At 69.8% G+C, this 23,820-nt stretch carries 22 protein-coding genes, 1 rRNA gene and 1 pseudogene; 10 read left to right on the forward strand and 14 right to left on the reverse strand.

Translation table 11 applies throughout. The features are described 5' to 3' along the window. Positions 1-79: ribosomal RNA gene (gene rrf, locus ABGB01_RS18165) — 5S ribosomal RNA — on the forward strand; the annotation flags it as partial. Between the two features lie 57 nt (positions 80-136). Here rrf and ABGB01_RS18170 read toward each other — a convergent pair. After that, positions 137-595: an Lrp/AsnC family transcriptional regulator gene (locus ABGB01_RS18170; RefSeq protein ID WP_347624534.1), complete on the reverse strand. Its 459-nt coding sequence runs from the start codon at positions 593-595 to the stop codon at positions 137-139. A 127-nt stretch (positions 596-722) separates the two neighbouring features. Here ABGB01_RS18170 and ABGB01_RS18175 point away from each other — a divergent pair, with 127 nt between their 5' ends. Next, positions 723-1,610: a phenylalanine 4-monooxygenase gene (locus ABGB01_RS18175; protein WP_347774615.1), complete on the forward strand. Its 888-nt coding sequence runs from the start codon at positions 723-725 to the stop codon at positions 1,608-1,610. A gap of 422 nt (positions 1,611-2,032) precedes the next feature. Here the strand turns inward: ABGB01_RS18175 and ABGB01_RS18180 are convergent, their stop codons facing one another. Continuing rightward, positions 2,033-2,509 carry an SRPBCC family protein gene (locus ABGB01_RS18180; protein ID WP_347774616.1) on the reverse strand — a complete coding sequence of 159 codons (477 nt, stop codon included), beginning with the start codon at positions 2,507-2,509 and terminating at the stop codon, positions 2,033-2,035. A 115-nt stretch (positions 2,510-2,624) separates the two neighbouring features. On the opposite strand from ABGB01_RS18180, the pseudogene ABGB01_RS18185 reads away from it, so the two are divergent. After that, a pseudogene (locus tag ABGB01_RS18185) lies at positions 2,625-2,715 on the forward strand (IS5/IS1182 family transposase); the annotation flags it as partial. Positions 2,716-3,140: 425 nt separating this feature from the next. Here ABGB01_RS18185 and ABGB01_RS18190 read toward each other — a convergent pair. From ABGB01_RS18190 to ABGB01_RS18200, 3 genes are read right to left on the reverse strand one after another with little or no spacing between them, the layout of a single operon-like run. Further along, the gene (locus ABGB01_RS18190; RefSeq protein ID WP_347774617.1) at positions 3,141-4,403 is read right to left on the reverse strand and encodes an extracellular solute-binding protein; all 1,263 of its coding nucleotides are present in this window, start codon (positions 4,401-4,403) and stop codon (positions 3,141-3,143) included. 22 nt (positions 4,404-4,425) lie between these two features. Continuing rightward, a complete protein-coding gene (locus tag ABGB01_RS18195; RefSeq protein ID WP_347774619.1) occupies positions 4,426-6,348 on the reverse strand; it encodes an ABC transporter permease subunit in 1,923 nt (640 codons plus the stop codon). Then, complete coding sequence (locus ABGB01_RS18200) at positions 6,345-7,958, reverse strand: beta-N-acetylhexosaminidase (protein WP_347774620.1); 1,614 nt, start codon at positions 7,956-7,958, stop codon at positions 6,345-6,347. Before ABGB01_RS18200 ends, ABGB01_RS18195 begins: the two co-directional genes overlap by 4 nt. A 243-nt stretch (positions 7,959-8,201) precedes the next feature. On the opposite strand from ABGB01_RS18200, the gene ABGB01_RS18205 reads away from it, so the two are divergent. Next, complete coding sequence (locus tag ABGB01_RS18205) at positions 8,202-9,356, forward strand: ROK family transcriptional regulator (protein WP_347774621.1); 1,155 nt, start codon at positions 8,202-8,204, stop codon at positions 9,354-9,356. Between the two features lie 146 nt (positions 9,357-9,502). Next, the gene (locus ABGB01_RS18210) at positions 9,503-10,444 is read left to right on the forward strand and encodes a serine hydrolase (RefSeq protein WP_347774623.1); all 942 of its coding nucleotides are present in this window, start codon (positions 9,503-9,505) and stop codon (positions 10,442-10,444) included. On the opposite strand, the gene ABGB01_RS18215 is transcribed toward ABGB01_RS18210, so the two are convergent. From ABGB01_RS18215 to pstS, 5 genes are read right to left on the reverse strand one after another with little or no spacing between them, the layout of a single operon-like run. Further along, positions 10,413-11,138, reverse strand: a complete 726-nt coding sequence (locus tag ABGB01_RS18215; RefSeq protein WP_347774625.1) for a response regulator transcription factor — start codon at positions 11,136-11,138, stop codon at positions 10,413-10,415. The genes ABGB01_RS18210 and ABGB01_RS18215 overlap by 32 nt on opposite strands. Beyond that, the gene (gene pstB, locus ABGB01_RS18220) at positions 11,138-11,914 is read right to left on the reverse strand and encodes a phosphate ABC transporter ATP-binding protein PstB (RefSeq protein WP_347650464.1); all 777 of its coding nucleotides are present in this window, start codon (positions 11,912-11,914) and stop codon (positions 11,138-11,140) included. Before pstB ends, ABGB01_RS18215 begins: the two co-directional genes overlap by 1 nt. Before the next feature lie 15 nt (positions 11,915-11,929). Then, on the reverse strand, positions 11,930-12,805 hold the full coding sequence (pstA, locus tag ABGB01_RS18225) for a phosphate ABC transporter permease PstA (protein WP_347774626.1): 876 nt from the start codon (positions 12,803-12,805) through the stop codon (positions 11,930-11,932). Beyond that, positions 12,802-13,782 (reverse strand): phosphate ABC transporter permease subunit PstC, encoded by a 981-nt coding sequence (pstC, locus tag ABGB01_RS18230; protein WP_347774628.1) that lies wholly within the window; start codon positions 13,780-13,782, stop codon positions 12,802-12,804. Before pstC ends, pstA begins: the two co-directional genes overlap by 4 nt. A gap of 6 nt (positions 13,783-13,788) precedes the next feature. Next, on the reverse strand, positions 13,789-14,886 hold the full coding sequence (pstS, locus tag ABGB01_RS18235; RefSeq protein WP_347774630.1) for a phosphate ABC transporter substrate-binding protein PstS: 1,098 nt from the start codon (positions 14,884-14,886) through the stop codon (positions 13,789-13,791). Between the two features lie 119 nt (positions 14,887-15,005). Here pstS and ABGB01_RS18240 point away from each other — a divergent pair, with 119 nt between their 5' ends. Together ABGB01_RS18240 and ABGB01_RS18245 are read left to right on the forward strand one after the other, a co-directional pair. Further along, positions 15,006-15,491 carry a low molecular weight protein-tyrosine-phosphatase gene (locus ABGB01_RS18240; RefSeq protein ID WP_347774631.1) on the forward strand — a complete coding sequence of 162 codons (486 nt, stop codon included), beginning with the start codon at positions 15,006-15,008 and terminating at the stop codon, positions 15,489-15,491. Further along, positions 15,478-16,338: a fructosamine kinase family protein gene (locus ABGB01_RS18245; protein ID WP_347774632.1), complete on the forward strand. Its 861-nt coding sequence runs from the start codon at positions 15,478-15,480 to the stop codon at positions 16,336-16,338. The genes ABGB01_RS18240 and ABGB01_RS18245 overlap by 14 nt, the downstream gene beginning before the upstream one ends. On the opposite strand, the gene ABGB01_RS18250 is transcribed toward ABGB01_RS18245, so the two are convergent. Further along, entirely contained in the window at positions 16,335-17,177 is an 843-nt protein-coding gene (locus tag ABGB01_RS18250) for a TetR/AcrR family transcriptional regulator (RefSeq protein WP_347774633.1), read from the reverse strand. The two genes, ABGB01_RS18245 and ABGB01_RS18250, sit on opposite strands and share 4 nt — an antisense overlap. A gap of 64 nt (positions 17,178-17,241) precedes the next feature. Between ABGB01_RS18250 and ABGB01_RS18255 the strand changes: the two genes are divergently transcribed. Further along, entirely contained in the window at positions 17,242-18,948 is a 1,707-nt protein-coding gene (locus ABGB01_RS18255; RefSeq protein ID WP_347774634.1) for a right-handed parallel beta-helix repeat-containing protein, read from the forward strand. Here ABGB01_RS18255 and hisN read toward each other — a convergent pair. The 3 genes from hisN to aroA all read right to left on the reverse strand — a co-directional run bounded on the left by hisN (position 18,938) and on the right by aroA (position 22,421). Continuing rightward, positions 18,938-19,720 carry a histidinol-phosphatase gene (gene hisN / locus ABGB01_RS18260; RefSeq protein WP_347774636.1) on the reverse strand — a complete coding sequence of 261 codons (783 nt, stop codon included), beginning with the start codon at positions 19,718-19,720 and terminating at the stop codon, positions 18,938-18,940. The two genes, ABGB01_RS18255 and hisN, sit on opposite strands and share 11 nt — an antisense overlap. 217 nt (positions 19,721-19,937) lie before the next feature. Next, positions 19,938-20,975 carry a ribosome small subunit-dependent GTPase A gene (rsgA, locus tag ABGB01_RS18265; protein ID WP_347774971.1) on the reverse strand — a complete coding sequence of 346 codons (1,038 nt, stop codon included), beginning with the start codon at positions 20,973-20,975 and terminating at the stop codon, positions 19,938-19,940. Positions 20,976-21,149: 174 nt separating this feature from the next. Continuing rightward, the gene (gene aroA, locus ABGB01_RS18270; protein WP_347774638.1) at positions 21,150-22,421 is read right to left on the reverse strand and encodes a 3-phosphoshikimate 1-carboxyvinyltransferase; all 1,272 of its coding nucleotides are present in this window, start codon (positions 22,419-22,421) and stop codon (positions 21,150-21,152) included. A gap of 97 nt (positions 22,422-22,518) precedes the next feature. Between aroA and ABGB01_RS18275 the strand changes: the two genes are divergently transcribed. Together ABGB01_RS18275 and ABGB01_RS18280 are read left to right on the forward strand one after the other, a co-directional pair. Continuing rightward, the gene (locus ABGB01_RS18275; protein ID WP_347774639.1) at positions 22,519-23,319 is read left to right on the forward strand and encodes an SOS response-associated peptidase; all 801 of its coding nucleotides are present in this window, start codon (positions 22,519-22,521) and stop codon (positions 23,317-23,319) included. A 157-nt stretch (positions 23,320-23,476) separates the two neighbouring features. After that, positions 23,477-23,809, forward strand: coding sequence for a TraR/DksA C4-type zinc finger protein (locus ABGB01_RS18280; protein ID WP_347774640.1), 333 nt, complete (start codon positions 23,477-23,479; stop codon positions 23,807-23,809). Positions 23,810-23,820 lie beyond the last annotated feature (11 nt).

Raw genomic sequence — 23,820 nt, forward strand, 5'->3', positions numbered from 1 at the left:
TCCGAACCCGGAAGTTAAGCTTCTCTGCGCCGATGGTACTGCACTCGGGAGGGTGTGGGAGAGTAGGTCACCGCCGGACAATCTTTGGAGGGGGTTTCGACGCCTAGCGCGTCGAAACCCCCTCTTTGTGTTTCCGTCAGGTGACGGCGTCTGCCAGGAGCGGTTCGATCCGGTGGGGGATCTGGGTGGACAGGGCGATGGTGGAGTCCGTGCGTTGCACCGCGGGGGACGTCAGGATGTGGGCGATGATCTCCTGGAGGTGTTCCGTGGTTCTGGCGACGACCCGGCACAGTAGGTCGTGTTGTCCGCTCGTCCCGTGCACCTCCAGGATGTGCGGTACGGCGCGCAGGGCTTCCACCGCCTCCTCCAGGCGCCCCTGGGCGATCTGCAGCCAGACGAATGCCAGGATCGGATAGCCTGCGTCGGCCGGTGAGACGGTGGGGCCGAAGTCCTCGATGACGCCTCTGGCGGTCAGCTTTTCGACCCTGGCCTGCACCGTGCCCCTGGCCACCCCGAGCAGGCGGGCGAGTTCGGTGAGGCCGATGCGAGGGTGGGCTCGCATGGTCACGAGCAGGCGGGCGTCTAGATCGTCCACGAGGGCGTCCTCCGCAGCTGTGCGATTCGTCCAGGAAACGCGTGTTCTGGCATGCGGGAACTAGCGTATCGCTCAGTCAAGCTGGTCGCTCTTGCCAGCGAAAGCGGGACTTGTTGTCATGTGGGGCATGTTTGAGGAAGCGCAGTACTTCGCCCCAGTTGCGGCTCAGGCGGACGGCTCCGTGGTGGTCGAGTTGTCCGCCTCGCATCCGGGGTTCGCGGATCCGGTGTATCGGTCGCGGCGCAACGCCATCGCAGGGCTGGCGGTCAACTATCAGCCGGGCACGCCCATCCCGGTCGCCGAGTACACCGAGCAGGAGCACGAGGTGTGGGCGACGGTCACCAGGGAGCTGGGGATCAAGCACGCCAAGTACGCCACGGCGGAATATCTCGACGGCGCCGCCAGGCTGGGGCTGCCTCAGGAGAGGATCCCGCAACTGGAGGAGGTCTCCCAACTCCTGGAGCCGCTGACCGGTTTCCGCTATCTGCCGGCGGCGGGACTGGTGCCGCTGCGGGATTTCTACGGCGTGCTCGCGGACGGGTTCTTCCACTCGACGCAGTACATCCGGCACCACTCCGTGCCCTTCTACACTCCGGAGCCCGACGTCATCCACGAGGTGATCGGGCATGCCAACGCGCTCGCCCACCCTCGGTACGCCGCCCTCTACCGCCTGGCGGGCCAGGCCGCACGGCGCGTCGAGGGGGAGGAGGCGCTGGAGTTCGTGTCGAAGGTGTTCTGGTTCACCATGGAATTCGGGGTCATGCAGGAGACCGGCGAGCTCAAGGCGTACGGGGCGGGAATTTTGTCGTCGTACGGGGAGATCGAGGAGTTCCGCGGCATGGACATCAGGCCGCTGGACCTGTCCGCCATGGGCACCACGCATTACGACATCACGAAATATCAGGATGTCCTGTTCCGGGCCGAGTCGCTCCAGCACCTGGAAGACGTCGTCGGGGACTTCTGGGATACGTGTGACGACGATTCCATCGCGAAGCTGGCCGCCGCTCGCGTCTAGCGCTGTGGCCGAATGATCATCGGGTTGGGGTGGTGGTCAGGCTTCGACGGTTGACGTCGCTCCGTTGCCGGCGACGCGACGTCGACGGCGGTGCTGGAACCGATGCCGGTGTCGCGGGGCCGGGGGTGCGCGTTCGGCGTGGCGGACGGTGCCCGGCGGGGTAGCCTGTCCGGCCAGGGCCGATGTGTCCGGCTGGGCCGTGTCCTGCCGGGGTGCAGCGATCAATGTCCCCCGTCGGCCAGATGCCGTCATGGGTGAACCGGTGGCCCGCGCCGGTCGGGCGCGGACGGTCGGGCACCGACCACGGGGCGTCGTTCGGAGCGGAGTGGGCGTCAGAGGGTGTCGCCTGCGTCCGAGGTCTCAGGTTCCGGTGGGTGGTCATCCCCGGTCCGAGCCATCCGGTGCAGGTGGTCGATCGCCGGTCACCTGTCGGAGACGAGCTCTGCCAGGTGGTGCAGCGAGCTGGTGAGATGGTCAGGGCCGAACGGCGGGAACCGGAGGTATGCCCGGATGGAGTCGGGCACCGCCGACCAGTCGTAGGTGAGCGTGACCTCGGTCTTGGACGGACCGAGCGGGGTGAGGTCGTACCGCCAGATCCAGCCGCCGAATTCCAGTTGACCGTCGCCCTTGTCATAGCCCGTCAGCCAGCCGATGGCGTGCGGTGGGTCGAGCACCTGGACCTTGTTGACCACCTGGTAGTCACCGTTCGGATGGCCGGCGTGATGCATGTCCATCCGGAAAAGCTGCCCCACCTTGGTGAGCGGTGCCTGGTTGACAGCTTCGTGAACCCAGCCGGTGCCGTCGATCGCGGCATGGGTCGTCGGGTCCGCCAGCGCCGCGAACACCCTCGCGGCGGGCATGGCGATGGTCAGGGTGGCGCTGACGTTCTCCTGGTCCATGGTGTGCACGCTCCTTACCGTCTCGTCCCCGGCCGCCCGCAGGCGAGGATGGGGACGTTCCCTACTACAGGCAGACGATGCGGCGAGGCGGAACTCATCGGTCGTGTGGGCGGGTCGGGACGTCCCCGAGCGGTACGGGGCCTTGGCAGACCTGCTACGAGCGGTCCAAATGCTGGGAACGGGACGGCACCCGGGCCCGGCTACTGGAGGAGACGCAGGTCAAGGACGACGCTCTCGGCCAGGTCGAGTCAACCTGCCTCGTCCGGTGAGGCAGCCGGTTCGACGGCCAGCCTCTCCAGCGAGAAGGCCGGCCTGGTGAGCCACTGACCACGCGCACGATCCGGCGCTGCGGTGTTGTGCGTCTCCTCAGCGCCGGGAGGGCCTCGATGCGCGTCTCCTCATCCACACCACAGGCCGACCGGGTTCGCCGCCCGATCCCGATCTCCTCGTCGTCGTTTCCGTCAGGCGGGTCGATGACCGACCCCGCGACCACGCATGGGACGGCAGTCGAAGAGGCGGGCTCACCAGGCACGGGCCCGAGCGGGGCCCTGGTGCAGCGTCCAGCCCTGGCGGCGCGGATATCGAGTGTGTTCTCGAACCGGCGAGACCTCTCATCAGCGGGCGATACGGCTCATGAGGGCTCGACGATCTGCTGGAACTTGTCGAGCACCGCTCGAGGGTCGCCGCTGGGGCCGACGGCGGTGCCCAGTTCGGCTGCCACCGTGCCGCGCAGCTCGGCCCACACCGGTTGCGAGGTCGGGTCGAAGCGCGCCTTGGCCACCATGTCGACGATGGGGCTGACCTTCGGGTCCTCGCGCATGATCGCTGAGGCGGACGACGTGGTCGGCAGCAGGCCCTCGACCTTCAGGTATTCGGCGTAGTTGGCGGCCTGGTAGAAGTAGTCGAGGAACTCGCGGACGAGCTGCTGATTGCCGTCCTTCTTGAAGGCCATCAGGTAGTCCTGGATGCCGTGGGTGGCCGGTTCGGCGCCGTGGTTGGTGGGGTGCGTCGCGGTGCCGTAGTCGACGCCCGACTTCTCCACCTGGTCGAGGAAGGCACGGGTGCCGAAGGAGGCGTATACCATGGCCGCCTTGCCCTGGGCGAACAGTGGCCAGGTGCCGTCGGGGCGGTTGGTCTGGCCGGGGTTCGGCTGGGTGTAGCCGTCCTGGGTCAGCGACTTGAGGAACTGCAGGGTCTCGACGGCCCGCTCGTCGTTGACGGTCCACCGGTCACCGGTACGCCAGTCGCCGCCGTTGGCCCGCATCCAGGTGCCGAACTCGTAGTCGCCGGCCTCGGCGCCGAGCGCCATCGCGTAGGGCACGTAGCCGCCGGGTAGCGCCTTGATCGCCTTGACCGCCGCGCGGAACTCATCCCACGTGGCCGGGGGCTCGTCGAGACCGGCTTCCTTGAGGATCGTCTTGTTGTAGTACAGGCCGTTGACGGTCGCGACGAACGGCAGGCCGTACTGGGCGCCGTCGAAGGAGGCGTTTTCGGCGAAGGACGGCAGGAAGTCCGACAGGACCTCCTTGGAGACCACCTCCTCGGCGCGGTACAGCAGCCCGGCCTCCGCGTAGTCGGCGAAGACGTTGATGTTCAGGATGTCGGGGAACTGCTTCGTCTGCACCATGGTGTTCACCTGGCTCTGCAGGTTTCCCCAGTCGATCACTTGCAGGTCGACGTTCTTGCCTGGGTGCGCCGCCTCGAAGGAGGCGATCAGCTTGTCCCAGTAGGGGCGGGTGCCCTCGGTGTACTGGGCGACGACCAGCTTGATGGAGTTCTGGCCGCCGGAGCCGCCGTCCGCGCCGCCCGGCCCGCCGCCGCACGCGGCCAGCGCGAGCACGAGACCTGCGAGCGCGACCAGAGCGCCGAGCCGTGGTCTGGTTCTGGAGGTCATCTCACACCGATCTTTCTCGTTGTCACTTGGTGCTCCCCGCGGTCAGGCCGCTCACCAGATGCTTCTCGATGAACGCGAACAGGATCACCGCCGGCACGATGGCCATCAGCGCCGCGGCGAAGAGATACTGGTAGTTGGTCTCGTACAGGCCGATGAACTGCTGGACGCCGACCGTGAGGGGCACGCGCCCGCCGGCCGGGTCGTTGAAGAGCGTCAGGGCGATGACGAACTCGTTCCACACCTGGATGAAGGTGAAGATCGCCACGGTGACGAGGCCGGGCGCGGCCAGCGGGAGGATCATGCGCAACATGATCCGGAACTTGCCGAGACCGTCCATCATGGCGGCCTCGTCGATCTCGACGGGGATCGCGCTGAAGTGGGCGTGCAGGATCCACACGGCGAAGGCGAGGTTGAAGGCCGAGTTGATGGCGATGATCACGCCGTAGCTGTTGATCCCGTCGACGAACACCGCCTGCCGGTACAGCCCGATGAGCAGCGCCACGGCGGGGAACATCTGCGTCACCAGGATCACGCTGAGGAACGCGGTGCGTCCCCTGAACCTCATGCGGGCCAGCACGTACGCCGCCGGTGCGGCCAGGACCAGCACCAGTGCCGTGGAGGCCAGCGCGATCGTCAGGCTGACACGGAAGAAGTCCGCCAGGGGGATGCGCCGCCACACGTCCGCGTAGTTGGACCACGCCCAGGTCTCGGGCAGGTAGTTCGCCGGTACGGCGAACAGCTCGGCGTCGGTCTTGAGCGAGCCGAACAACATTGCGGCGTAGGGCGCGATGAAGAACAGCGCCACCGCGAACCCGATCACCGGGAGCACGACGGGACGGATCCGCCGCCACCCGCGCCCCGCCCGCGCGAGCGCCGCCGGCCGTCCGCGGCGCCGCCCCGGCGCCGGGCTCCTGGAGGGTCCGGCGGGCGGACCCACCTGGCTCGCGACCGGCGCAGGCTCTGGGACGGCGGGCGACGGAGCGGGGGGCGCGCTGCTCGCCGAGGGATTGCGGTGCGGCCGCAGCACCAGTACGAAGGCCAGGATGAGCAGCAGCAGGAAGGCGACGTTGAGCACGCCGAGCGCCGCCGCCTCACCCGAGTCGAGCTGCGCGGTGAACGCGATCTTGTACAGCCACGTCACGGTCGTGTCGGCGTGGTTGCCCGCCGTCTTGCCCATGATCACCCAGATGACGGTGAACGCGTTGAAGACGTGCAGCATGTTGAGGACGAGCGCGATCATGATCGACGGCCGCAGGATCGGCAGCGTCACCCGCCGCCAGGTCGCCCACGCGCTCGCGCCGTCGATCCGCGCGGCCTCCAGCACGTCGTGCGGCACCGTCTGCAACCCGGACAGCAGCACGTACGTGGTGAACGGCATCGAGGTGATGATGCCCACGGCCATCACCGAGTACAGCGCCGTGGCCGGATCCTTGTACCAGTCGACGGGCGCGGAGATGATCGACAGGTCCATCAGCATCCGGTTGAGCAGGCCGTTGCCGCCCTCGTAGATGAAGCGCCACACGGTCGCCGTCATCACCAGCGAGGTCGCCCACGGCACCACCAGCGCGAGCCGGACGAACTTGCGGCCGAAGAAGTCCTTGGCCAGGAACTGCGCCAGCGCGAGCGAGAGCAGCATGGTCAGCCCAACGACGATCACCAGCCACAGCAGCGTGTTGCCGACGACGAGGCCGAGGGCGTCCTCGGTGAGCAGGCGGGCGTAGTTGTCCAGCCCTGCCATCCCGGTGACCAGCCCGATCCTGCTGATGTCGAGGAAGGACATCCAGACCATGTAGAGGGCGGGGAATCCGATCACCCCCGCGATGAGCACCGTGCTCGGCGTCAGCCAGCGCCATGGCACGGTGCGCTGCCACAGGCCCGCGACCCGGCCCGTCAGCCCGGGGGCCGCGCCGGAGCCCGCGCGGGGGCCCGCCGTCCGGATGCTCATCGGGGGTTTCTGAGATTGGCGGTCCAGGAGTCCAGCGTCGCCTGCCACTCCGCGGGCTCCTCCGGCCTGCCGGGCACCCCCGGCCGACGCTGCCAGGGCAGCGGGCCGGACTCGCGCCGGTACTCGACGCCGATCGCGTCCAGGCGCGGCAGGTGCGCCTCCAGGCGGCGGCGGAAGTCGGCCAGGTCCCGCTCGGGACCCGACCAGACGGTCTCCGCGAAGGCCGCCAACCGGGGGAAGGCCATGTAATCGACGTGGCGGGTGGAGTCGATCAGCTCGGTCCAGATCCCGCACTGGGCGCCCAGGACTCGTCCCGCGGCCGGGTCTCCGCGCAGCTCGGCGGGGACGGGCTCGAAGGCGTAGACGTCCTCAAGAGTGAGCACGGTCCTGAACGGCAGCGGCTCGTCCTCCAGCGGGCTCTGCCGGTAGTCGAGGTAGACGGCGGTGTTGGAGCAGTTGATGACGTCGTGACCGGCGCGGGCGGCGGCCACCGCGCCCACGTCGGCGCGCCAGGCGGCCACCACCGCGCCCGGCGCGAGCCCGCCCTCCAGGATCTCGTCCCAGCCGACCAGGCGCCGGCCACGCTCGGTCAGGTAGGCGTCGAACTGGTGGATGAACCAGCTCTGCAGCTCGTCCTCGTCGCGCAGCCCCAGCTCGGCGATCCGGCGCTGGGCCGACGGGCTGGCCCGCCACTGGTCCTTGGGGCACTCGTCCCCGCCGACGCACACGTACGGGCTGGGGAAGAGCTCCAGCACCTCGTCGAAGACGTTCTTGAAGAACGTGATCGTGGCGTCCTCGACGTTCAGCACGTTGGAGCCGACCCCCCACGTGGTGCCCACGCCCAGCGGGGTGTCCACGTTGCCCAGCTTCGGGTAGGCGGCGATGGCCGACTGGGTGTGGCCGGGCAGGTCGATCTCGGGCACGACCGAGATGTGGCGGCGCGCGGCGTAGGCGACGATCTCCCTGAGATCGTCCTGGGTGTAGAAGCCGCCGTGCGGCCGGCCGTCCATCGCGCCCATCCAGCCGACCTGGCTCTCCTCGCGCCAGGAGCCGATCTCGGTCAGGCGCGGGTAGCGCTTGATCTCGATGCGCCAGCCCTGGTCGTCGGTCAGGTGCAGGTGCAGGACGTTCAGCTTGTGCAGGGCCATCAGGTCGATGAAGCGCAGCACGTCTGCCTTGGTCATGAAATGCCGGGCCACGTCGAGGATGGCGCCGCGCCAGGCGAAGCGGGGCTCGTCGGCCACGTGCACGGCGGGCAGCTCCAGCGCCTCGCCCGTCCCCGACCGGCGGAAGGCGTGGGCCGGCAGGAGCTGGCGCAGGGTCTGCGCCCCGTAGAAGGCCCCGGCCGCCGATCCGGCGTCGAGCGTGACCCCGCCAGGGGTGACGGTGAGCCGGTAGCCTTCCGGCGGCAGGCCGTCGCCGAGAGCGAGCCGGATCGCCGGCCCCGGGCCGCCCGACGGCAGCAGCTCGCCTCCGGTCACCGGGGCGAGTTCACCGCGCAGCCAGGCCGCGACCGGGCCGAGCACCGGGTCGGCGGTGAGCGCGGTCTCCCTGTCGATGACGAAACGGCCGGGACGCGGCTCGTACCGCAAGGGCTTGGGGACGATCATCGACCGGTCCCCTCGGAACGGACCAGCGCCGGGACGCGGGCGCTTCCGGCCTTCCCCACGTGCACGAACGGCATCGGCTCCACCTCTCTCATAATTACGAAGGAGCCTTTCATTATTAGCATCCGCCCAGATCACGGGTCAATGCTCATTTCTGCGCAGATCTGGCGTTCTTGGTCATCTTTGCGCACTCAACTCCTGGCATAATGAAGCGGCTTACACAGGAAACCTGCGTTAGGACGGACGATGGCAGCCACACTTCGCGGCGGCGACCTGTCACGGCTCAGGCAGCTCAACGTCCTGGCCGCGATCGGGACGCTGCGCAGCGCCGGCCCTCTGACGCTGTCGGCCCTGGCCGAGCGCACCGGCCTGTCGCGCCCCTCCACGAAGGAGGTCGTGGACGAGCTCAAGCGGCTCGGCTGGGTCGAGGAGACCCCGCCCGCCCAGGGCATCGTCGGCCGGCCCGCCCGCCGCTACCGCTTCCGCGCGACAAGCGGTCACCTCGTGGGGCTCGACATAGGCGGCCACAACATCCGCGCCGCCCTGTCCGACCTGAACGGCGAGATCCTCGCCGAGACTCGCCAGCCCGTGCAGCCGGACACGCCCCTGGACGAGCGGCTGGCCGCCATCGAGCGGACGGTCGCGAACTGCCTGGCGCTGGGCGGCAAGACGATCGACGACGTCTGGATCGTCGCGGCGGGCACCATCGGCGTGGTCACCCCGGAGGGACGCATCCGCTACTGCGCCGCGATCCCCGCCTGGACCGGGCTCGACCTGGCCGGGCGCCTTCGAGGGATGTTCCCCTGCGAGGTCCTCGTCGAGAACGACAGCCGCCTGGCCGCCAAGTCCGAGGCCGTGCGCGGCGCCGCGCGGGATGCGAGCGACGTGGTGTTCCTGCACGTCGGCCGGCGGTTGGGGGCGGCGGTCATCATCGACGGCAAGGTCCACCGCGGCTTCGGCGCCGCGGCCGGAGAGATCGCGATGCTGCCGCAGGCGCAACTGTTCGACGCCTCGGAGCACCTGCAGAACTGCCCGGTCATCCCCGACGACACCTCTCCGGCGGACGCCGCCGGCTACACCCTGGCCGCCGCCCGCGCCGGCGACCCGGTGGCGCTCGCGGCGGTCGAACGGTACGTGGACGACCTGGCCGTGGGCACCAGCGCGATGGTCCTGCTGCTCGACCCGCAGGTCGTCGTGCTCGGCGGCGGCTTCTCCCGCTCGGCCGACGTCCTGCTGCCCCGGCTGCGCGAACGCCTGGAGCGCGCCTGCATCCGCCCGCCGGAGCTGCGCGCCTCGACGCTGGGGGACGAGTGCGTGGTCACGGGCGCCATCGACTACGCCGTCGCCCACATCGACGACCGGCACTTCACCCCGGACATCACCCTGCCCACCTCGCGCTGACCACGGATCTCCGGCACGGGCCTCCTGGGCAGAGTCTTCGGCGTGCCGGACCATCAGCCGGGCTCAGGTGCCGTCCCTGTTCCCGGCGTGTGGACCGCTCGTAGCAGGTCTAGCGGCGTGTTGTGAAATGTCGTGATAATGCTTGGATGATCGCGCTTGGGGCGAGAGCGATACCACGACTGGTCATCATTGTCGCCCTGCTCCTGCCGCTGGTCCCGATGCCCAGGCCCGTGCCCGCGAGGATGCACGCTGCCCTGCCGGCCGTGCTGGACGTGACCACGTTCTCCGAGGTGCACCGGGAAGCGCAGGGAAGGATCGAGCAGAGCGCGCGCGAGGAGGCGCTGCCGCCGATCCCGGCCAAGAAGATCACCGAACGCCTCGACCGTTATCTGCGGAGCCGTCCAGGGCCGGTCACGGCCATGGTCAAGGAGCTGGAGACGGGGCGGGTCTACCGCTACCGTCCCGGCGAGCGGCTGATCACGGCGAGCACCGCCAAGGTCCAGATCCTCATGGCGCTCCTGCTCGACACCCCCTGGAAGAAGCTCCCCGCGGCCGTCAGGCACGACGCCGACCTGATGATCCGCTACAGCGACAACCACGCCGCCGACCGTCTCTGGCTGCGCATCGGCGGGGCGCCCGGGTTCACCAGGGCGGGGGAGAAGCTGGGCCTGAAACACACGCAGGGCGTGCCGGGGGACTGCCTCGACCTCTATTGCTGGGGAATCACCCGAACGTCCGTCGAGGACCAGATCCGCCTCATGCAGGCACTGGTATCCGGTAAGAGCCCGCTCAGGGCCAAGGACCGGGAGCAGGTGCTCGACCTCATGGGCCGGGTCGTCGACGGCCAAAACTGGGGGATCAGCGAGGCGACGTGCGAGGGTGAGCGCGCGGCGCTGAAGAACGGGTGGCTCAGGCGCGTTTCGACCAAGCGCTGGGCCACGATCAGCGTGGGGCTGATCAGGGGCGACGGCCGCGACTACGCCGTTGCCGTGCTCACCGAGGGGAGCCCGGAGGTGTGGCACGGCATAGCGACCGTCGAAGGCGTCACCGAGCGCATCATGCGGGATTTCCGGAAATGCTCGGAGTGACGAGGCGGTAACCCACACCGCGTACGGTCTGGATGAGCTGGTCGTCCTCGTCGCCCAGGCGCGCACGCAGGCGTTTGACGTGCACGGCGATCGTGTTGGTCGACGTGGTCGCCGCGGCGTTCCACACGTGACGCATGATCTGTTCGCGGGTCACCGTACGGTCGGCGTTGCGCATCAGATACTGCAGCAGCTCGAACTCCCGCAGCGGCAGGTGCACCGTGCGACCGCCCACGCGCACCTGGTAGGCCTGTACGTCCAGCTCGACCCCGCCCACCGCCAGCACCTTGTGCGACTCGGGAGAGGCCGCCTGGATGAACGGCAGCAGTTCGGGCACCCGGTAGGGCCTGGCCACGCAGGCGGCCGCCCCTGCCGCGAGCGCGCGTACGGCCTGCTCGGCGTGCCCCTCGCCGACGCCGAGCAGCACCGGTACGGCCCGCGCGAGGCGTACCGCGCGGACGAAGTCCACAGCGTCGATGACCGGCAGCGTGGCCGAGACGAGCACCACGTCGGGCTGCAGGGCACCGGCCTGCAGCAGCCCCTGGGCGCCGTCAGGCGCGCCCGTGACGGCCACGCCCTCGCGTTCGAGGGCGGCCGCCAGGGCGTCCACGACGGCGCCGTCAGGGTCGGCGATGAGCAGTACGGGTTTGGTCCTCGTGTCCCCGTTCATCGTGGCTGCCGTCTGCTGTCGGGTCATCAACCGAAGCGTCCCGTGATGTAGTCCTCGGTGGCCTTCTGGGACGGGTTGGTGAACATGCGGGACGTCTCGTCCATCTCGATGACCTTGCCGGGCTTGCCCTGCTCGGCCAGGTTGAAGAAGGCGGTCCTGTCGCTGACCCGGGCGGCCTGCTGCATGTTGTGGGTGACGATGACGATCGTGTACTCGTCCTTCAGCTTGGCCATGAGGTCTTCGATGGCCAGCGTCGAGATGGGGTCGAGCGCCGAGCACGGCTCGTCCATCAGCAGCACCTGCGGTTTGACCGCGATGGCCCGCGCGATGCAGAGCCGCTGCTGCTGCCCGCCGGACAGGCCGGCGCCGGGTTTGCTGAGGCGGTCTTTGACCTCGTTCCACAGGTTGGCGCCCTTCAGCGACTCCTCCACGGTGTCGTCGAGGTGTGCCTTGCTGACGCGGCCGTTGAGGCGGAGGCCGGCGGCGACGTTGTCGTAGATCGACATCGTGGGGAACGGGTTGGGGCGCTGGAAGACCATGCCGATCATCCGGCGTACGGAGACGGGTTCGACGTTGCTGCTGTACAGGTCGTCGCCGTCGAGCAGGACCTTGCCCTCGACCCGAGCGCCGGGGATCACCTCGTGCATGCGGTTGAGCGTGCGCAGGAACGTCGACTTGCCGCACCCGGACGGGCCGATGAACGCGGTGATCGAGCGCGGCTCGATGGTCATCGACACGTCTTCGATCGCCTTGTGCGACCCGTAGTACGCGTCGAGGCCCGAGACCTGGATCTGCTTGGACATATCTGCGGTTACCCCCTATCGGCGCCTGGCGGGTGAACGCCACCAGGCGATCAGACGCGCCACCAGGTTGAGCAGCATGACGATCAGGATGAGCGTGAGGGCGCCGGTCCACGCCCGGTCGATGGCGGTGTCGTTGGGACGCGCCGCCTGGTCGAAGACGTAGAGGGGCAGGCCCATCTGCGGCCCGTTGAACGGGTCGTTGTTGATGGAGTCGGTGAAGAACACCGTCAGGAGCAGCGGCGCCGTCTCGCCCGCGACCCTGGCCACGGCCAGCATGACGCCCGTCACGATGCCGGTGAACGCGGTCGGCAGCACGACCTTGAGGATCGTGCGCCATCTGGCCACGCCCAGCGCGTACGAAGCCTCACGGAGGTCGTCGGGCACCAGCCGCAGCATTTCCTCGGCGGATCTGACCACGGTCGGCATCATGAGGATCGACAGCGCCATGGCGCCGGCGAAGCCGGAGTAGGGCATGCCGAGGAACAGGATCCAGAACGCCAGCACGAACAGGCCGGCGACCACCGAGGGGATGCCGGTCATGACGTCGACGAAGAAGCTGATGGCCCGGCTCAGCCGGCCGCCGTTGCCGTATTCGACCAGGTAGATCGCGGTGAGCAACCCGATGGGCACCGAGATGAGCGAAGAGAGCAGGACCTGTTCCAGGGTGCCGATGATGGCGTGGTAGGCGCCGCCGCCCACGTCGCGCGCGCCGATTCCGCGCATCGAATGGGTGAGGAACGTCATGTCGAACCGCGCCAGGCCGTTGGAGATCACCAGCCAGAGCACGGACACGAGCGGCACCACGGCCAGCGCGAACGCCAGATAGACCAGCCCCTGGACGATGCGGTCCTTGAGCCGGCGGCCGGTCGAGATGTGCTGGATGGTGGTCATGTGTCGGCCTTCATGAGCTCTTTGCGCCGGTTGATGATCATGCGGGCGGCCATGTTGACGAGCAGGGTGATGATGAACAGCACCAGTCCTGAGGCGATCAGCGCGCCACGGCCGATGTCGCCGGCCTCGCCGAACCCGTTGGCGATGTTGGCGGCGATGCTGTTGCCCTGCGGGGTGAGGATCTGGAAGCTGATGCCGAACGTCGCCGGGAAGATCAGCGCGACCGCGATGGTCTCGCCCATGGCCCGGCCCAGGCCGAGCATCGCGGCGCTGATCACGCCGGGGCGGCCGAACGGCAGCACCGCCATGCGGATCATCTCCCAGCGGGTGGCGCCGAGGGCCAGCGCGGCCTCCTCGTTCATCCTCGGAACCTGCAGGAACACCTCACGCGAGATGGCCGCGATGATCGGCAGGATCATGATCGCGAGCACGATGCCGCCGGCGAGCATGGTCTTGCCGCCGATCGCGCCCTCGCCGGCGAACAGCGGGAACCAGCCGAAGTTCTCGTTCAGCCACTGCGACGGCTCCCGGAGCAGCGGCACGAGGAAGGTCACGCCCCACAGGCCGTAGATCACGCTGGGCACCGCGGCGAGCAGGTCGATCAGGTAGCCGAGCGGCCCGGCCAGGCGGCGCGGCGCGTAGTGGGAGATGAACAGCGCCACGCCCACCGCGATGGGCATGGCGATGACGAGTGCGAGTGCCGAGCTGAGCACGGTGCCGAACGCCAGCGCGCCGATGCCGAACACCTGGCTGCTGTTCGGGTCCCAGGTCAGCTCGGTGAGGAAGTCGCCCTTGTTGGCCCGCAGCGCGGGGATGGCCTCGCCGATGAGGAAGACGGCGATGGCCGCCATGATTCCCAGCAGGAGGATGCCGGCCCCGGTGGACAGGAAGCGGAAGGGCGCTTCACCATGGCTGCGCCGCGAGGCGGACCGGCTCGTGACCGGTCCGCCTTCACGGATTTCCGTTTTGGTCGTCATCAGCTCTTAGGAGATCGCCTCGACAGTGGAGCGGACCTTGGTGAGCAGCTCGCCGGACAGCGGGGCGTAGCCCAGGTCCTTCAGCGCCGCCTGGCCCTCGTCGCTGGCGGTGTAGGTAAGGAACGACTTGACCAGCTTCGACTCCTCGGCCGGCAGGCCCTTCTCGCAGGTGATCTCGTACGTCACCAGCACGATCGGGTAGGCGCCCGGCGTCTTGGTGGCGTAGTCGATCGACAGGGCGAGGTCGTTGCCGGTGCCCTTGATCTCGGCGGTCTCGACGGTCTTGGCCGCGCTCTCCGGGGTCAGCTCGACGAACTCGCCGGAGCCGTTGGCGACCTTGGCCTTCTGGAGCTGGGAGTTGTCGGCGAACGACATCTCGACGTAGCTGATCGCGCCCTCGGTGTCCTTGACCGAGGAGGCGATGCCGTCGGAGCCCTTGGCACCCTGGCCCTTGGCCTCGGCGGGCCAGGCCTTGGCGGCCTCGTACGGCCAGTCGGCGGTGGCCTCGAGGAACTTGGTGAAGTTGTCGCTCGTGCCCGACTCGTCGGCCCGGTGGAAGGCCTGGATCGGCGTGGACGGGAGCGTTGCATTGGGGTTGTCGGCCTTGATGGCCGGGTCGTCCCACTTGGTGATCTTGCTGTTGAAGATGCCACCGAGCGTCTTGGGCGACAGCTGCAGGCCCTCGACGCCGGGCAGGTTGTACACGACCGCGACGGGGCCGGTCACCATGGGGATGTTGAGGGCCTTGCCGGTCTTGCAGCGGGCGTCGGCCTTGGCGGGCTCGTCGTCCTTCAGGGCCGAGTCGGAACCCGCGAGCGCGACCGTGCCCTGGATGAACGCCTGGATGCCCGCACCGGATCCGCTGGGCTGGTAGTTGATGCTCACCCCGGAGTTCTTGGCCTGGAACTCCTTCTTCCACTGGTCGATCGCGTTGGCCTGGGCAGAGGAGCCCGCGGCGTTGATCGTGCCGCTCAGACCGCTGTCAGCCGCGGCCTCGGTGGCGGCGGTGGTGCCGCTGGCCCCGGTGTTGTTGTCTGTGCCGCACGCAGCGAGCGAGAGCGCGCCGACGAAGGCGACGGCGGCGAGCCGGCCTGCATACTTCACGGTTGGGTTCCTCCCACTTGGTCCTTAGTCGCCATGAAGCTATGCAGCGAAGGTGACTCAGACCCCTAGCAAGGGTGAACGTTCGGTGAACGCACCAGGTCACCCTCATGATGGGAGCTATGACTTATCGCGTATGCCTCGTATGCATGGGGAACATCTGCCGCTCCCCGATGGCGGAGGCGGTGCTCCGCCAGACGCTCGCCGGCCGCGGGCTGGGGGACCGGGTCACCGTCGACAGCGCCGGGACCGGCGAGTGGCACGTGGGGGACCCCATGGATGAGCGGGCACTCGACATCCTGGCGCGGCACGGGTACGACGGGTCGGTGCACCGGGCGCGGCAGTTCGCGGGCGACTGGTTCGCCCGTTACGACCTGGTTCTAGCCATGGATCGGGACAATCTGTCCACTTTGCGGCGGATGGCGCCGTACGAGGTGGAGGTGCTGTTGTTCCGTTCCTTCGACCCCGCCGCGCCGGAGGGGGCCGAGGTGCCCGATCCGTACTACGGGGGCACTGAAGGATTCGAGGAGGTGCTCGCGCTGGTCAAGGCGGCATCCGAGGGCGTGGTTGAACACATCGCCGATGAGCTCGCCGATGAGACTGACTGAGGACCTCGGCTCGTCGCACGGCTGGCGGCTCCAGCGGGGGGTGCTGGACGACGGGCGCGAGGTGTTCGTGAAGAGCGGCCAGAGCTCCGAGGCGTTCGTGGCGGGCGGCCAGGGCGGCGGGGAGACGTCCGTGGCGGGCGGCCAGGGCGACCGGCGCCGCTCCGAGGTGTTCACCTCCGAGGCCGCTGGGCTGCGCTGGCTGGGCGAGGTGATCGCGGTGCCCGAGGTGATCGAGGTCGGGCCGGACCGGCTCGTGTTGTCGTGGGTACGACAGGAGCCGCCCAGTGCCACGGCGGCCGAGCGGTTCGGGCGTGAGCTGGCCCGGCTGCACCGCGAGGGCGCGGACGATTTCGGCGCGCCCTGGCCGGGGTTCATCGCCGAGTTGCCGATGGACAACGCCCCCGCGGCCGACTGGCCGTCCTTCTACGCCTCGCGGCGGGTGCTGCCGTTCCTGCGGCGGGCCCGGCTGCCGGCGCGGGACGTCTCCCTGGTCGAGCGGACGGTGGACCGGTTCGCCGAGGTGGCGGGGCCTGCCGGGCCGCCCGCGCGCATCCACGGTGACCTCTGGAGCGGGAACGTGTTGTGGTCGGGCGGGTCAGGGGTGCTGGTCGATCCGGCCGCCCATGGCGGGCACAGGGAGACCGACCTGGCCATGCTCGACCTGTTCGGGCTGCCGTACCTCGATCGGGTGCTGGGGGCCTACCGGGAGGAGTGGCCGCTTGCGGAGGGGTGGCGGGATCGGGTGCCGCTGCACCAGTTGCATCCGCTGCTCGTGCACGTGGTGTTGTTCGGGGGCGGCTACCGGGACACCCTGATGGACGCGGTGCGGCGGGTGCTGGCGCTCTAACCGTTCCTGCGTCTGCGGTATGCGCGCTGCTGGCAGGCGCGTGAGCAGTAGACGCGGGGGCGGCCGGACGGGGCCGGTTCCAGCGGGCCGCCGCATTCCGCGCACTTTTCATCACGAATTTCGTCACGCTTTCGAACGAGGACCTCGACGCCGTCGAGCAGCCGGCGCAGGCCGAAGTCGAAGGAGTCCTCGGGGTGGTCCCAGCCGCCCGCGGTCCACAGGTGGGAGAGCGTCGGATAGCGGTCGAGGCGTTCGTAGAGCGAGTCGCGCGAGCCCCACCACTCCTCCTCCGACACCCCGCTGCGCCGCTCCTCCCGCCGGGTCTCGACCAGGACCAGGGCCTCGGCGTCGACGAACCGGCCGACCATGCCCACGACCGCGATGACCTCCGAGGGGCGCAGCGCCGTGCCGGCGAGCGTGCTCAGCATGTAGTCGTAGTGGGCGACGGCGTTGGGGCCGGGGACGTGGCGGCTGCCGCGCACCTCGGCCAGCCACGGGTGCCGCTTGCGGATCTCCCAGGCATGCCTGGCCACGGCCTCCAGGCGGGCCCGCCAGCCGCCCGTCTCCATGGGCTGCGGGTGCTCGCCGAGAACCTCGTCGAGCATCAGGTCGACGAGCTGGCCGCGGCCGGGCACGTGGCGGTAGAGCGACATGGTCGTGAAGCCGAGCCGGTCGGCGACCTTCCGCATCGACAGGCCCGCCAGGCCTTCGTCGTCGGCGAGTTCCACGGCGGCGCGCACGATTCTGGGCAGGCTGAGGCCCTGCCTCGGCTCGCGGTCGCCGGCCCGCCACAGCAGCTCGACACCGTGGTCGGGGTCGTCGGCCCTGCCCCTCGCCATGTGCGCCCTCCCTCGTTTATGGTGTACTACTTCGTGTACGCCATAAACAGCAAAGGTGGTTCAGATGTTCCAATTCCACGTCGCGCCCTCCGGCGACGACTCCTGGCCCGGATCGGCTGGGCGCCCCTTCGCCACCCTCGACCGCGCCAGGGCCGCGGCCCGCGAGGCCGGCGGCGACGCCGTCGTACACCTTAGGGGTGGCGTGCACACGCTCGCGCGGCCGTTCGAGCTCACCGGGGACGACTCGGGGATCGTCTTCCAGGCGTACGGCTACGGCACCTCCGAGCAGGAGGAGCCCGTGATCAGCGGCGGCCGGGTCATCACGGGGTGGCAGGAGCGCGACGGCGTCTGGGTGGCCGAGGTCGGCGAGCTCGACACCCGCCAGCTCTACGTCGACGGGCGCAGGGCCGAGCGGGCTGCCGTCCCCGGGCTGCCCGGCGAGGTCCGCGCGACCGCCACCGGCTACGTCACCGACGGCGGCGAGCCGCTCGGCTGGCGCAGCCCCGCGGACGTCGAGTTCGTCTTCCGGGGCGTCTACCCCTGGACGGAGGCCCGCTGCGGGGTCGCAGGAGTCTCCCGCGACGGGGACGAGACCGTGATCACCATGGCACAGCCCGCCTTCGGGTGGGCCGGCGAGCTCTACAACTCGACGTGGGAGGGTCAGTCGTCGAGCGGGCCCGGCCTGCCCACCCGCATCGAGAACGACGCCGCCTTCCTGGCCGAGCCGGGCACCTTCGTGCTCGACCGGTCGCGTCCGGGGCGGCACGTGCTGATGTACCTGCCCCGCCCCGGGGAGCACCCCTCCCGTACGCGGGTCGTCGCACCCGTCCTGGAGCGCCTGGTGAGCGCCGCGGGGGCGCGCGACGTGTCGTTCAGGGGCCTGGTGTTCGCCGAGGCCACCTGGCTGCGCCCGAGCGCGGCCGAGGGGTTCCTGCACTACCACGGCACCGGCTACTACGAGGGCGGCGGCGTCGAGACGGCGGTCATCGGGGAAGGGGCGTCTGTGACGTATCCCACCGCTTCCGTCACGATCCCCGGCTGCGTCACCTTCGACGCCACCGAGAACGTGGAGATCGAGGGCTGCCGGTTCACCCGGCTCGGCGCCTCCGGGCTGGGCGTCACCGGCGGCGCCGGTCTCGCGGTGCGCCGCTGCACGTTCGACACGTTGTCCGGCGCCGGCATCGAGGTCTCCGGCAGCCGGGCCACCTCGATCGAGGACAACCGCGTGCACCACACCGGGCTCGAGTTCAGCGGCGCGCCGGGCATCTCCGTGTCGGGCACGCGTGACTGCGTGGTCGCGCACAACGAGGTGGCCCACGTGCCCCACTGCGGGATCGTCGTGGGTTCCGGGCAGGGCGCCCAGATCCTGCGCAACCGCACGGCGGACACCATGGAGGTGCTGGCCGACGGGGGCGGCGTCTACCTGTCGGGGCCGCAGGGCGACTCCCCGGACAACCAGGCGCTCGTCCAGGGGAACGTCATCAAGGACACGCGCACGCCGTACAACTTCGGGCTGTACACCGACTACGGGGCCTCGTGGGTGACGGTGGAGGGCAACGTCGTCCTGCGGGCGGACAACACGGCCGTCCTCATGGTGGGGCCGCCGCTGGAGAACGTGGTCTACCGGGGGAACTTCTGGGACCAGGATCCGCTGGGACACGACAATCCGCCCAGCGGTGTCACGTATGGGGGAAATGTGACGTACAAGGATGAACAGGAGCTGAACGCCGCAACCGCCGGCATCCAGTCCGAGGCCGGTCCTAGGCGTTGAGCCGGCGGACGACCTCGCCGTGGAGGGTGCCGTTGGTGCAGACGAGGCTGCCGCCCTCCAGGCCCTTCACGCCCGCCACGTCGGTCCACACGCCGCCGGCCTCCTCGACGATCACGGTGAGCGCCGCCATGTCCCACGGCGACAACTCGGGCTCCGCGGACACGTCCACCGAACCCTCCGCGACCATCATGTGCGACCAGAAGTCGCCGTACGCCCTCGTGCGCCAGCAGGCGCGGCCGAGGTCGAGGAAGTTGTCGAGCCGGCCCGTCTTCTCCCAGCCGTCGAAGCTGGAGTAGGAGAACGACGCGTCCTCCAGGGTCGAGACCGACGACACGGTCATCCTGGACGCCTTGGTTAGGCTCTTGCCGGTCCACGCGCCGCCCCCGGCGGCCGCCCACCAGCGTCTGCCGAGGGCGGGGGCCGACACGAGGCCGACGACGACCTCGCCGTACTCCATGAGTGCGATCAGGGTCGCCCACACGGGCACGCCGCGCACGTAGTTCTTGGTGCCGTCGATGGGGTCGATGATCCACGACCGGGCGCCCCACCCGGTCTTGCCGAACTCCTCTCCCACGACCGCGTCGCGCGGCCTGGCACGGCGCAGCGTGCCCCGGATGGCCTCCTCCACGGCGCGGTCGGCGTCGCTGACCGGCGTCAGATCGGGCTTGGTGTCGACCTTCAGATCGACCGCCTTGAACCGCCGCATGGTCAGGTCATCGGCGGCGTCCGCCATGACATGCGCGAGGCGAAGATCATCGTTGTAACCCTGCACGGTCGCCCACGCTACCGTGAGTCGTATACCGAACATCAGTCACCAACGTCTCTTTTCTGGTAACCGGTATCCCTTTTCACCGTCAGCGGTAAGTACGTCATGTCGAGAGATGTCACTGATCTTCCCCGGCGATCCGCCCCATTTGCCCGCCCATTGACCGCCAGAAATGCGCTGCGTACGAGCGCGCCATGACGGCACCTAAGGGCACGTGAAAGGCTCAGGGAGCGTCGTCGGGTGAGCCCTCGCGGCTGGACAGGAGGCGGCGGAGCGACTCCAGGCGGGCGGGGTCGGCGTTGCCGGCGGCCACCCAGGCGTCCAGGGCGCAACCGTCGCCCAGGTGGGTGCAGCCCTTCGGGCAGTCGACCGTGCCCTCCACCAGGTCGGGGAACCCGGCCAGCACCGTCTCCACCGACACGTGGGCCAGGCCGAAGCTGCGCACCCCCGGGGTGTCGATGATCCAGCCGCCCTCCGGCAGCTCCAGGGCGACGGCCGAGGTGGAGGTGTGGCGGCCGCGGCCCGTGACGGCGTTGACCTGGGAGACGGCGCGGTTGGCGTCGGGGACCAGGGCGTTGACCAGGGTGGACTTGCCGACGCCCGAGTGGCCGACCAGGACGCTGATGCGCCCGGTCAGGTGGTCGCGCAGCTCGTCGAGCGAGCCTCCCTTGCGCACGACGACGTGCGAGACGCCCAGCGGTTCGTACAGGGCGACCAGGGGGTCGGGCGGGGCGAGATCCGGCTTGGTGAGGCAGAGCAGAGCCTCGATCTCGGCGTCGAACGCGGCCACCAGCATGCGGTCGATCATGCGGGGGCGGGGCGGCGGATCGGCCAGGGCGGTCACGATGACGAGCTGGTCGGCGTTGGCGACGACCGGGCGTTCGATGCCGTCGGTGTCATCGGTGTCGTCGGCCGAGCGGCGCAACATCGAGCTGCGCGGCTCCACGCGGACGACCCTCGCCAGGGTGTCGGGACGGCCGGAGACGTCGCCGACCAGGGCGACCCGGTCGCCCACGACGATGCCCTTGCGGCCGAGCTCGCGGGCCTTCATGGCGACCACCAGGCGGCGCTGAGGCTGCTGCCTGCGTTTCTGGGCCGACCCGCGTTCGGGCTCGACCAGGACGGTGTAGCGGCCCCGGTCGACGGCGACCACGAACCCTCCGACGGCGTCCTCGTGCGCAGGACGGATTCGGGTGCGCGGCCGTGACCCCTTGCCCGGCCTGACCCGTACGTCGTCCTCGTCGTACTCCCGCTTTCTCAGCGGTCCGCTCCCATACGCTCGCTTCCCCTCTGTGGTCGGTGACAGGGTGTTCGGTGACGCGGGCCGGGTGCGGCGGGTCGGTGCGGGCAGCGCGCAGTCACGTCTCGCCCATCTCCGACGTGCCCGGGGCTTCCCCCATGAAACCGGCGGCGGGCAGCGGCCGGATCACCGTCGTCATCGGGGGTCCAGCATCGCCGCCCACATCTGGACGAACTCCGGCAGGGTCTTGGCGGTCGTCGCGACGTTTTCCACCCGCACTCCCGGGACCGCGAGCCCGATCACCGCTCCAGCGGTGGCCATGCGGTGGTCGTCGTAGCTGTGGAAGGTGCCGCCGCGCAGCGGGCGGGGGTGGATGACCAGGCCGTCGTCCGTCTCCTCGGCGTCGCCGCCGAGGCGGTTGATCTCGGTGGCCAGCGCGGCCAGGCGGTCGGTCTCGTGGCCGCGCAGGTGGCTCACGCCCCGGATGCGGCTCGGGGTGCGCGCGAGCGCGGCCAGCGCGGCGATCGTCGGGGTCAGCTCGCCGACCTCGTGCAGGTCGGCGTCGATGCCGGTGATCTCGCCCGTGCCCGTGACGACCAGGTCGGCCGTGCGGGTGACCGTGGCGCCCATGGAGGTGAGCAGGCCCCGCAGGGCGTCGCCGGGCTGGGTGGTCTCGGCGGGCCATGCCGGAATGGTGACCGTGCCGCCCGTGACCAGCGCGGCGGCCAGGAACGGGGCCGCGTTGGACAGGTCGGGCTCGACCGTGACGTCTCTCGCCGCGATCGGGCCGGGCTCGACGCGCCACACGTCGCGCTCGCCGTCGTCGACCGTGACGCCGGCCGCCCTGAGCATCTGCACCGTCATCTCGATGTGCGGCTGCGAGGGCACGGGCGGGCCCACATGGCGAATCGTGACGCCCTTTTCGAAGCGCGCGGCCGCCAGCAGCAGCCCCGAGACGAACTGCGACGAACCCGACGCGTCCAGCGTCACCTCGCCGCCCGTGACGGGCCCGGTGATCGTGAACGGCAGCGCGTCGTTGTCGACCCGCGCGTTCAGCGAGCGCAGCGCGTCGAGGATGGGCCCCATCGGGCGCTTGCGCGCGTGCGGGTCACCGTTGAAGTGGACCGGGCCGTCGGCCAGCGCGGCCATCGGCGGGACGAAGCGCATGACCGTGCCCGCCAGGCCGGCGTCGATGCTCGCGCCGCCGCGGACCGGGCCCGGCGTCACGTGCCAGTCGACCCCCGCGGCGCTCTCACCGCCGGCCACCAGCGTGGTGCCGAGCGCCCGCAGCGCGGCCGCCATCAGGTCCGCGTCGCGGCTGCGCAGCGCACCGCGCACGACGCCGGGGCCGTCGGCGAGCGCGGCGAGCAGGAGCGCGCGGTTGGTCACCGACTTGGAGCCGGGCAGCGGGACGGTGGCGCTGACGGGGGTCGTCGCCGTCGGTGCGGGCCAGAGCGGAGCGGGCATGGTCAAAGAGTACTGGGAGTGGCGGGACGCGGTCGAAGTCCGCGCGTCGCCGCCGGGCGGACACGCGAGTGGGAGAAGGACATGGCAGTGTGGTGTCATGTGCGGTAGATACGCCTCGGCGCGCAAGAAGCACGAGCTGCTCGAGGAGTTCCAGATCGAGCAGGACGGCGAACCCGACAAGGAGCTCGGCGCCGACTACAACGTGGCGCCGACCAAGAACGTCTACGCCGTCCTGAGCCGCGTGCCCCACGAGGCCGAGCGGGCGGTCCGCCAGCTCAGGATCCTCAAGTGGGGCCTGGTCCCCGCCTGGGCGAAGGACCCGTCGATCGGCTCGCGGCTGATCAACGCCAGGGCCGAGACGCTGGCGGAGAAACCGTCCTACCGCCGGGCGTTCGCCAAGCGCAGATGCCTGCTCCCGGCCGACGGCTATTTCGAGTGGATGCCGGTCGAGCCGGAGCGCACGAACCCGGACGGAGAGAGCGAGGGCCGAAGCGGGCGCGGCCACAAGCAGGGGAAGAAGAAACAGCCCTACTTCATCCATCCAGCGGACGGCGGGGTGCTGGCCATGGCCGGCCTGTACGAGTTCTGGAAGGATCCGTCGCGCGCCGACGACGACCCGCTCCAATGGCTCGTCAGCTGCACCGTTATCACGACCGACGCCGAAGACCACCTGGGACGCATCCACGACAGGATGCCCATGATGATCGAGCGCGACCGCTGGGCCGAATGGCTCGACCCCAAACTCACCGACACCGAGCGGGCCTCCGAGTTGCTGGTGCCCGCCGAGTCGGGGCGGCTCACGGCGTACGCGGTCTCCACGGATGTGAACAACGTCAGGAACAACGGCCCCGACCTCATCAAACCGCTCCCCGAGGCGGGGGAGCCCGCGCTGTTCTAAAGGTGTAAGAAGCGCGGTAAGTGGGCATTCGGTGAGGAAAGCGATGCAACCGTTCACTCGGTGTCACCGCCACATAGGCCCCCATTGATCGCGCCGGCGGGGACATCCGGGGAGTCCTGGCCGCAGGCTTCCCTCATTCACCCGGAGGTGCGGATTCGTGGACGTCACGACCGCTCGTGAGCGGCTGAAAGACATGCTCGCCGAATTGGACCGCTCGATCGGGGTCCTCAAAGGCGACCCCGTCGCGGTGCGGGAATACTCCGCGGCCGACGCGGGCTCCGACCTGACCGACGCCGACCGCGCGCAGGCCATGCTGACCGTGGCCACCGCGCAGCGCCGCGCGGTGGTGGAGGCGATCGAGCGCATCGACGAAGGCGTCTACGGCAGGTGCGTCGACTGCGGCAAGCCGGTCCCCGAAGGCCGGCTGGAGGCCCGCCCGGAGGCCGCGCGGTGCGTGCAGTGCCAGGGAAAGCGGGAGCGCCGCCGCTGACCTCCTCGGGG

Origin of the sequence: Nonomuraea sp. B5E05, from assembly GCF_039880665.1 — a bacterium.
GTDB lineage: Bacteria > Actinomycetota > Actinomycetes > Streptosporangiales > Streptosporangiaceae > Nonomuraea.

Bases quoted from the DNA above. Each gene is read 5' to 3' on its own strand.
- ABGB01_RS18175 (WP_347774615.1), top strand. From the start codon at position 723: ATGTTTGAGGAAGCGCAGTACTTCGCCCCAGTTGCGGCTCAGGCGGAC.
- ABGB01_RS18180 (WP_347774616.1), bottom strand. From the start codon at position 2,509: ATGGACCAGGAGAACGTCAGCGCCACCCTGACCATCGCCATGCCCGCC.
- ABGB01_RS18190 (WP_347774617.1), bottom strand. From the start codon at position 4,403: ATGACCTCCAGAACCAGACCACGGCTCGGCGCTCTGGTCGCGCTCGCA.
- ABGB01_RS18195 (WP_347774619.1), bottom strand. From the start codon at position 6,348: ATGAGCATCCGGACGGCGGGCCCCCGCGCGGGCTCCGGCGCGGCCCCC.
- ABGB01_RS18200 (WP_347774620.1), bottom strand. From the start codon at position 7,958: ATGATCGTCCCCAAGCCCTTGCGGTACGAGCCGCGTCCCGGCCGTTTC.
- ABGB01_RS18205 (WP_347774621.1), top strand. From the start codon at position 8,202: ATGGCAGCCACACTTCGCGGCGGCGACCTGTCACGGCTCAGGCAGCTC.
- ABGB01_RS18210 (WP_347774623.1), top strand. From the start codon at position 9,503: ATGATCGCGCTTGGGGCGAGAGCGATACCACGACTGGTCATCATTGTC.
- ABGB01_RS18215 (WP_347774625.1), bottom strand. From the start codon at position 11,138: ATGACCCGACAGCAGACGGCAGCCACGATGAACGGGGACACGAGGACC.
- pstB (WP_347650464.1), bottom strand. From the start codon at position 11,914: ATGTCCAAGCAGATCCAGGTCTCGGGCCTCGACGCGTACTACGGGTCG.
- pstA (WP_347774626.1), bottom strand. From the start codon at position 12,805: ATGACCACCATCCAGCACATCTCGACCGGCCGCCGGCTCAAGGACCGC.
- pstC (WP_347774628.1), bottom strand. From the start codon at position 13,782: ATGACGACCAAAACGGAAATCCGTGAAGGCGGACCGGTCACGAGCCGG.
- ABGB01_RS18240 (WP_347774631.1), top strand. From the start codon at position 15,006: ATGACTTATCGCGTATGCCTCGTATGCATGGGGAACATCTGCCGCTCC.
- ABGB01_RS18245 (WP_347774632.1), top strand. From the start codon at position 15,478: ATGAGACTGACTGAGGACCTCGGCTCGTCGCACGGCTGGCGGCTCCAG.
- ABGB01_RS18250 (WP_347774633.1), bottom strand. From the start codon at position 17,177: ATGGCGAGGGGCAGGGCCGACGACCCCGACCACGGTGTCGAGCTGCTG.
- ABGB01_RS18255 (WP_347774634.1), top strand. From the start codon at position 17,242: ATGTTCCAATTCCACGTCGCGCCCTCCGGCGACGACTCCTGGCCCGGA.
- aroA (WP_347774638.1), bottom strand. From the start codon at position 22,421: ATGCCCGCTCCGCTCTGGCCCGCACCGACGGCGACGACCCCCGTCAGC.
- ABGB01_RS18275 (WP_347774639.1), top strand. From the start codon at position 22,519: ATGTGCGGTAGATACGCCTCGGCGCGCAAGAAGCACGAGCTGCTCGAG.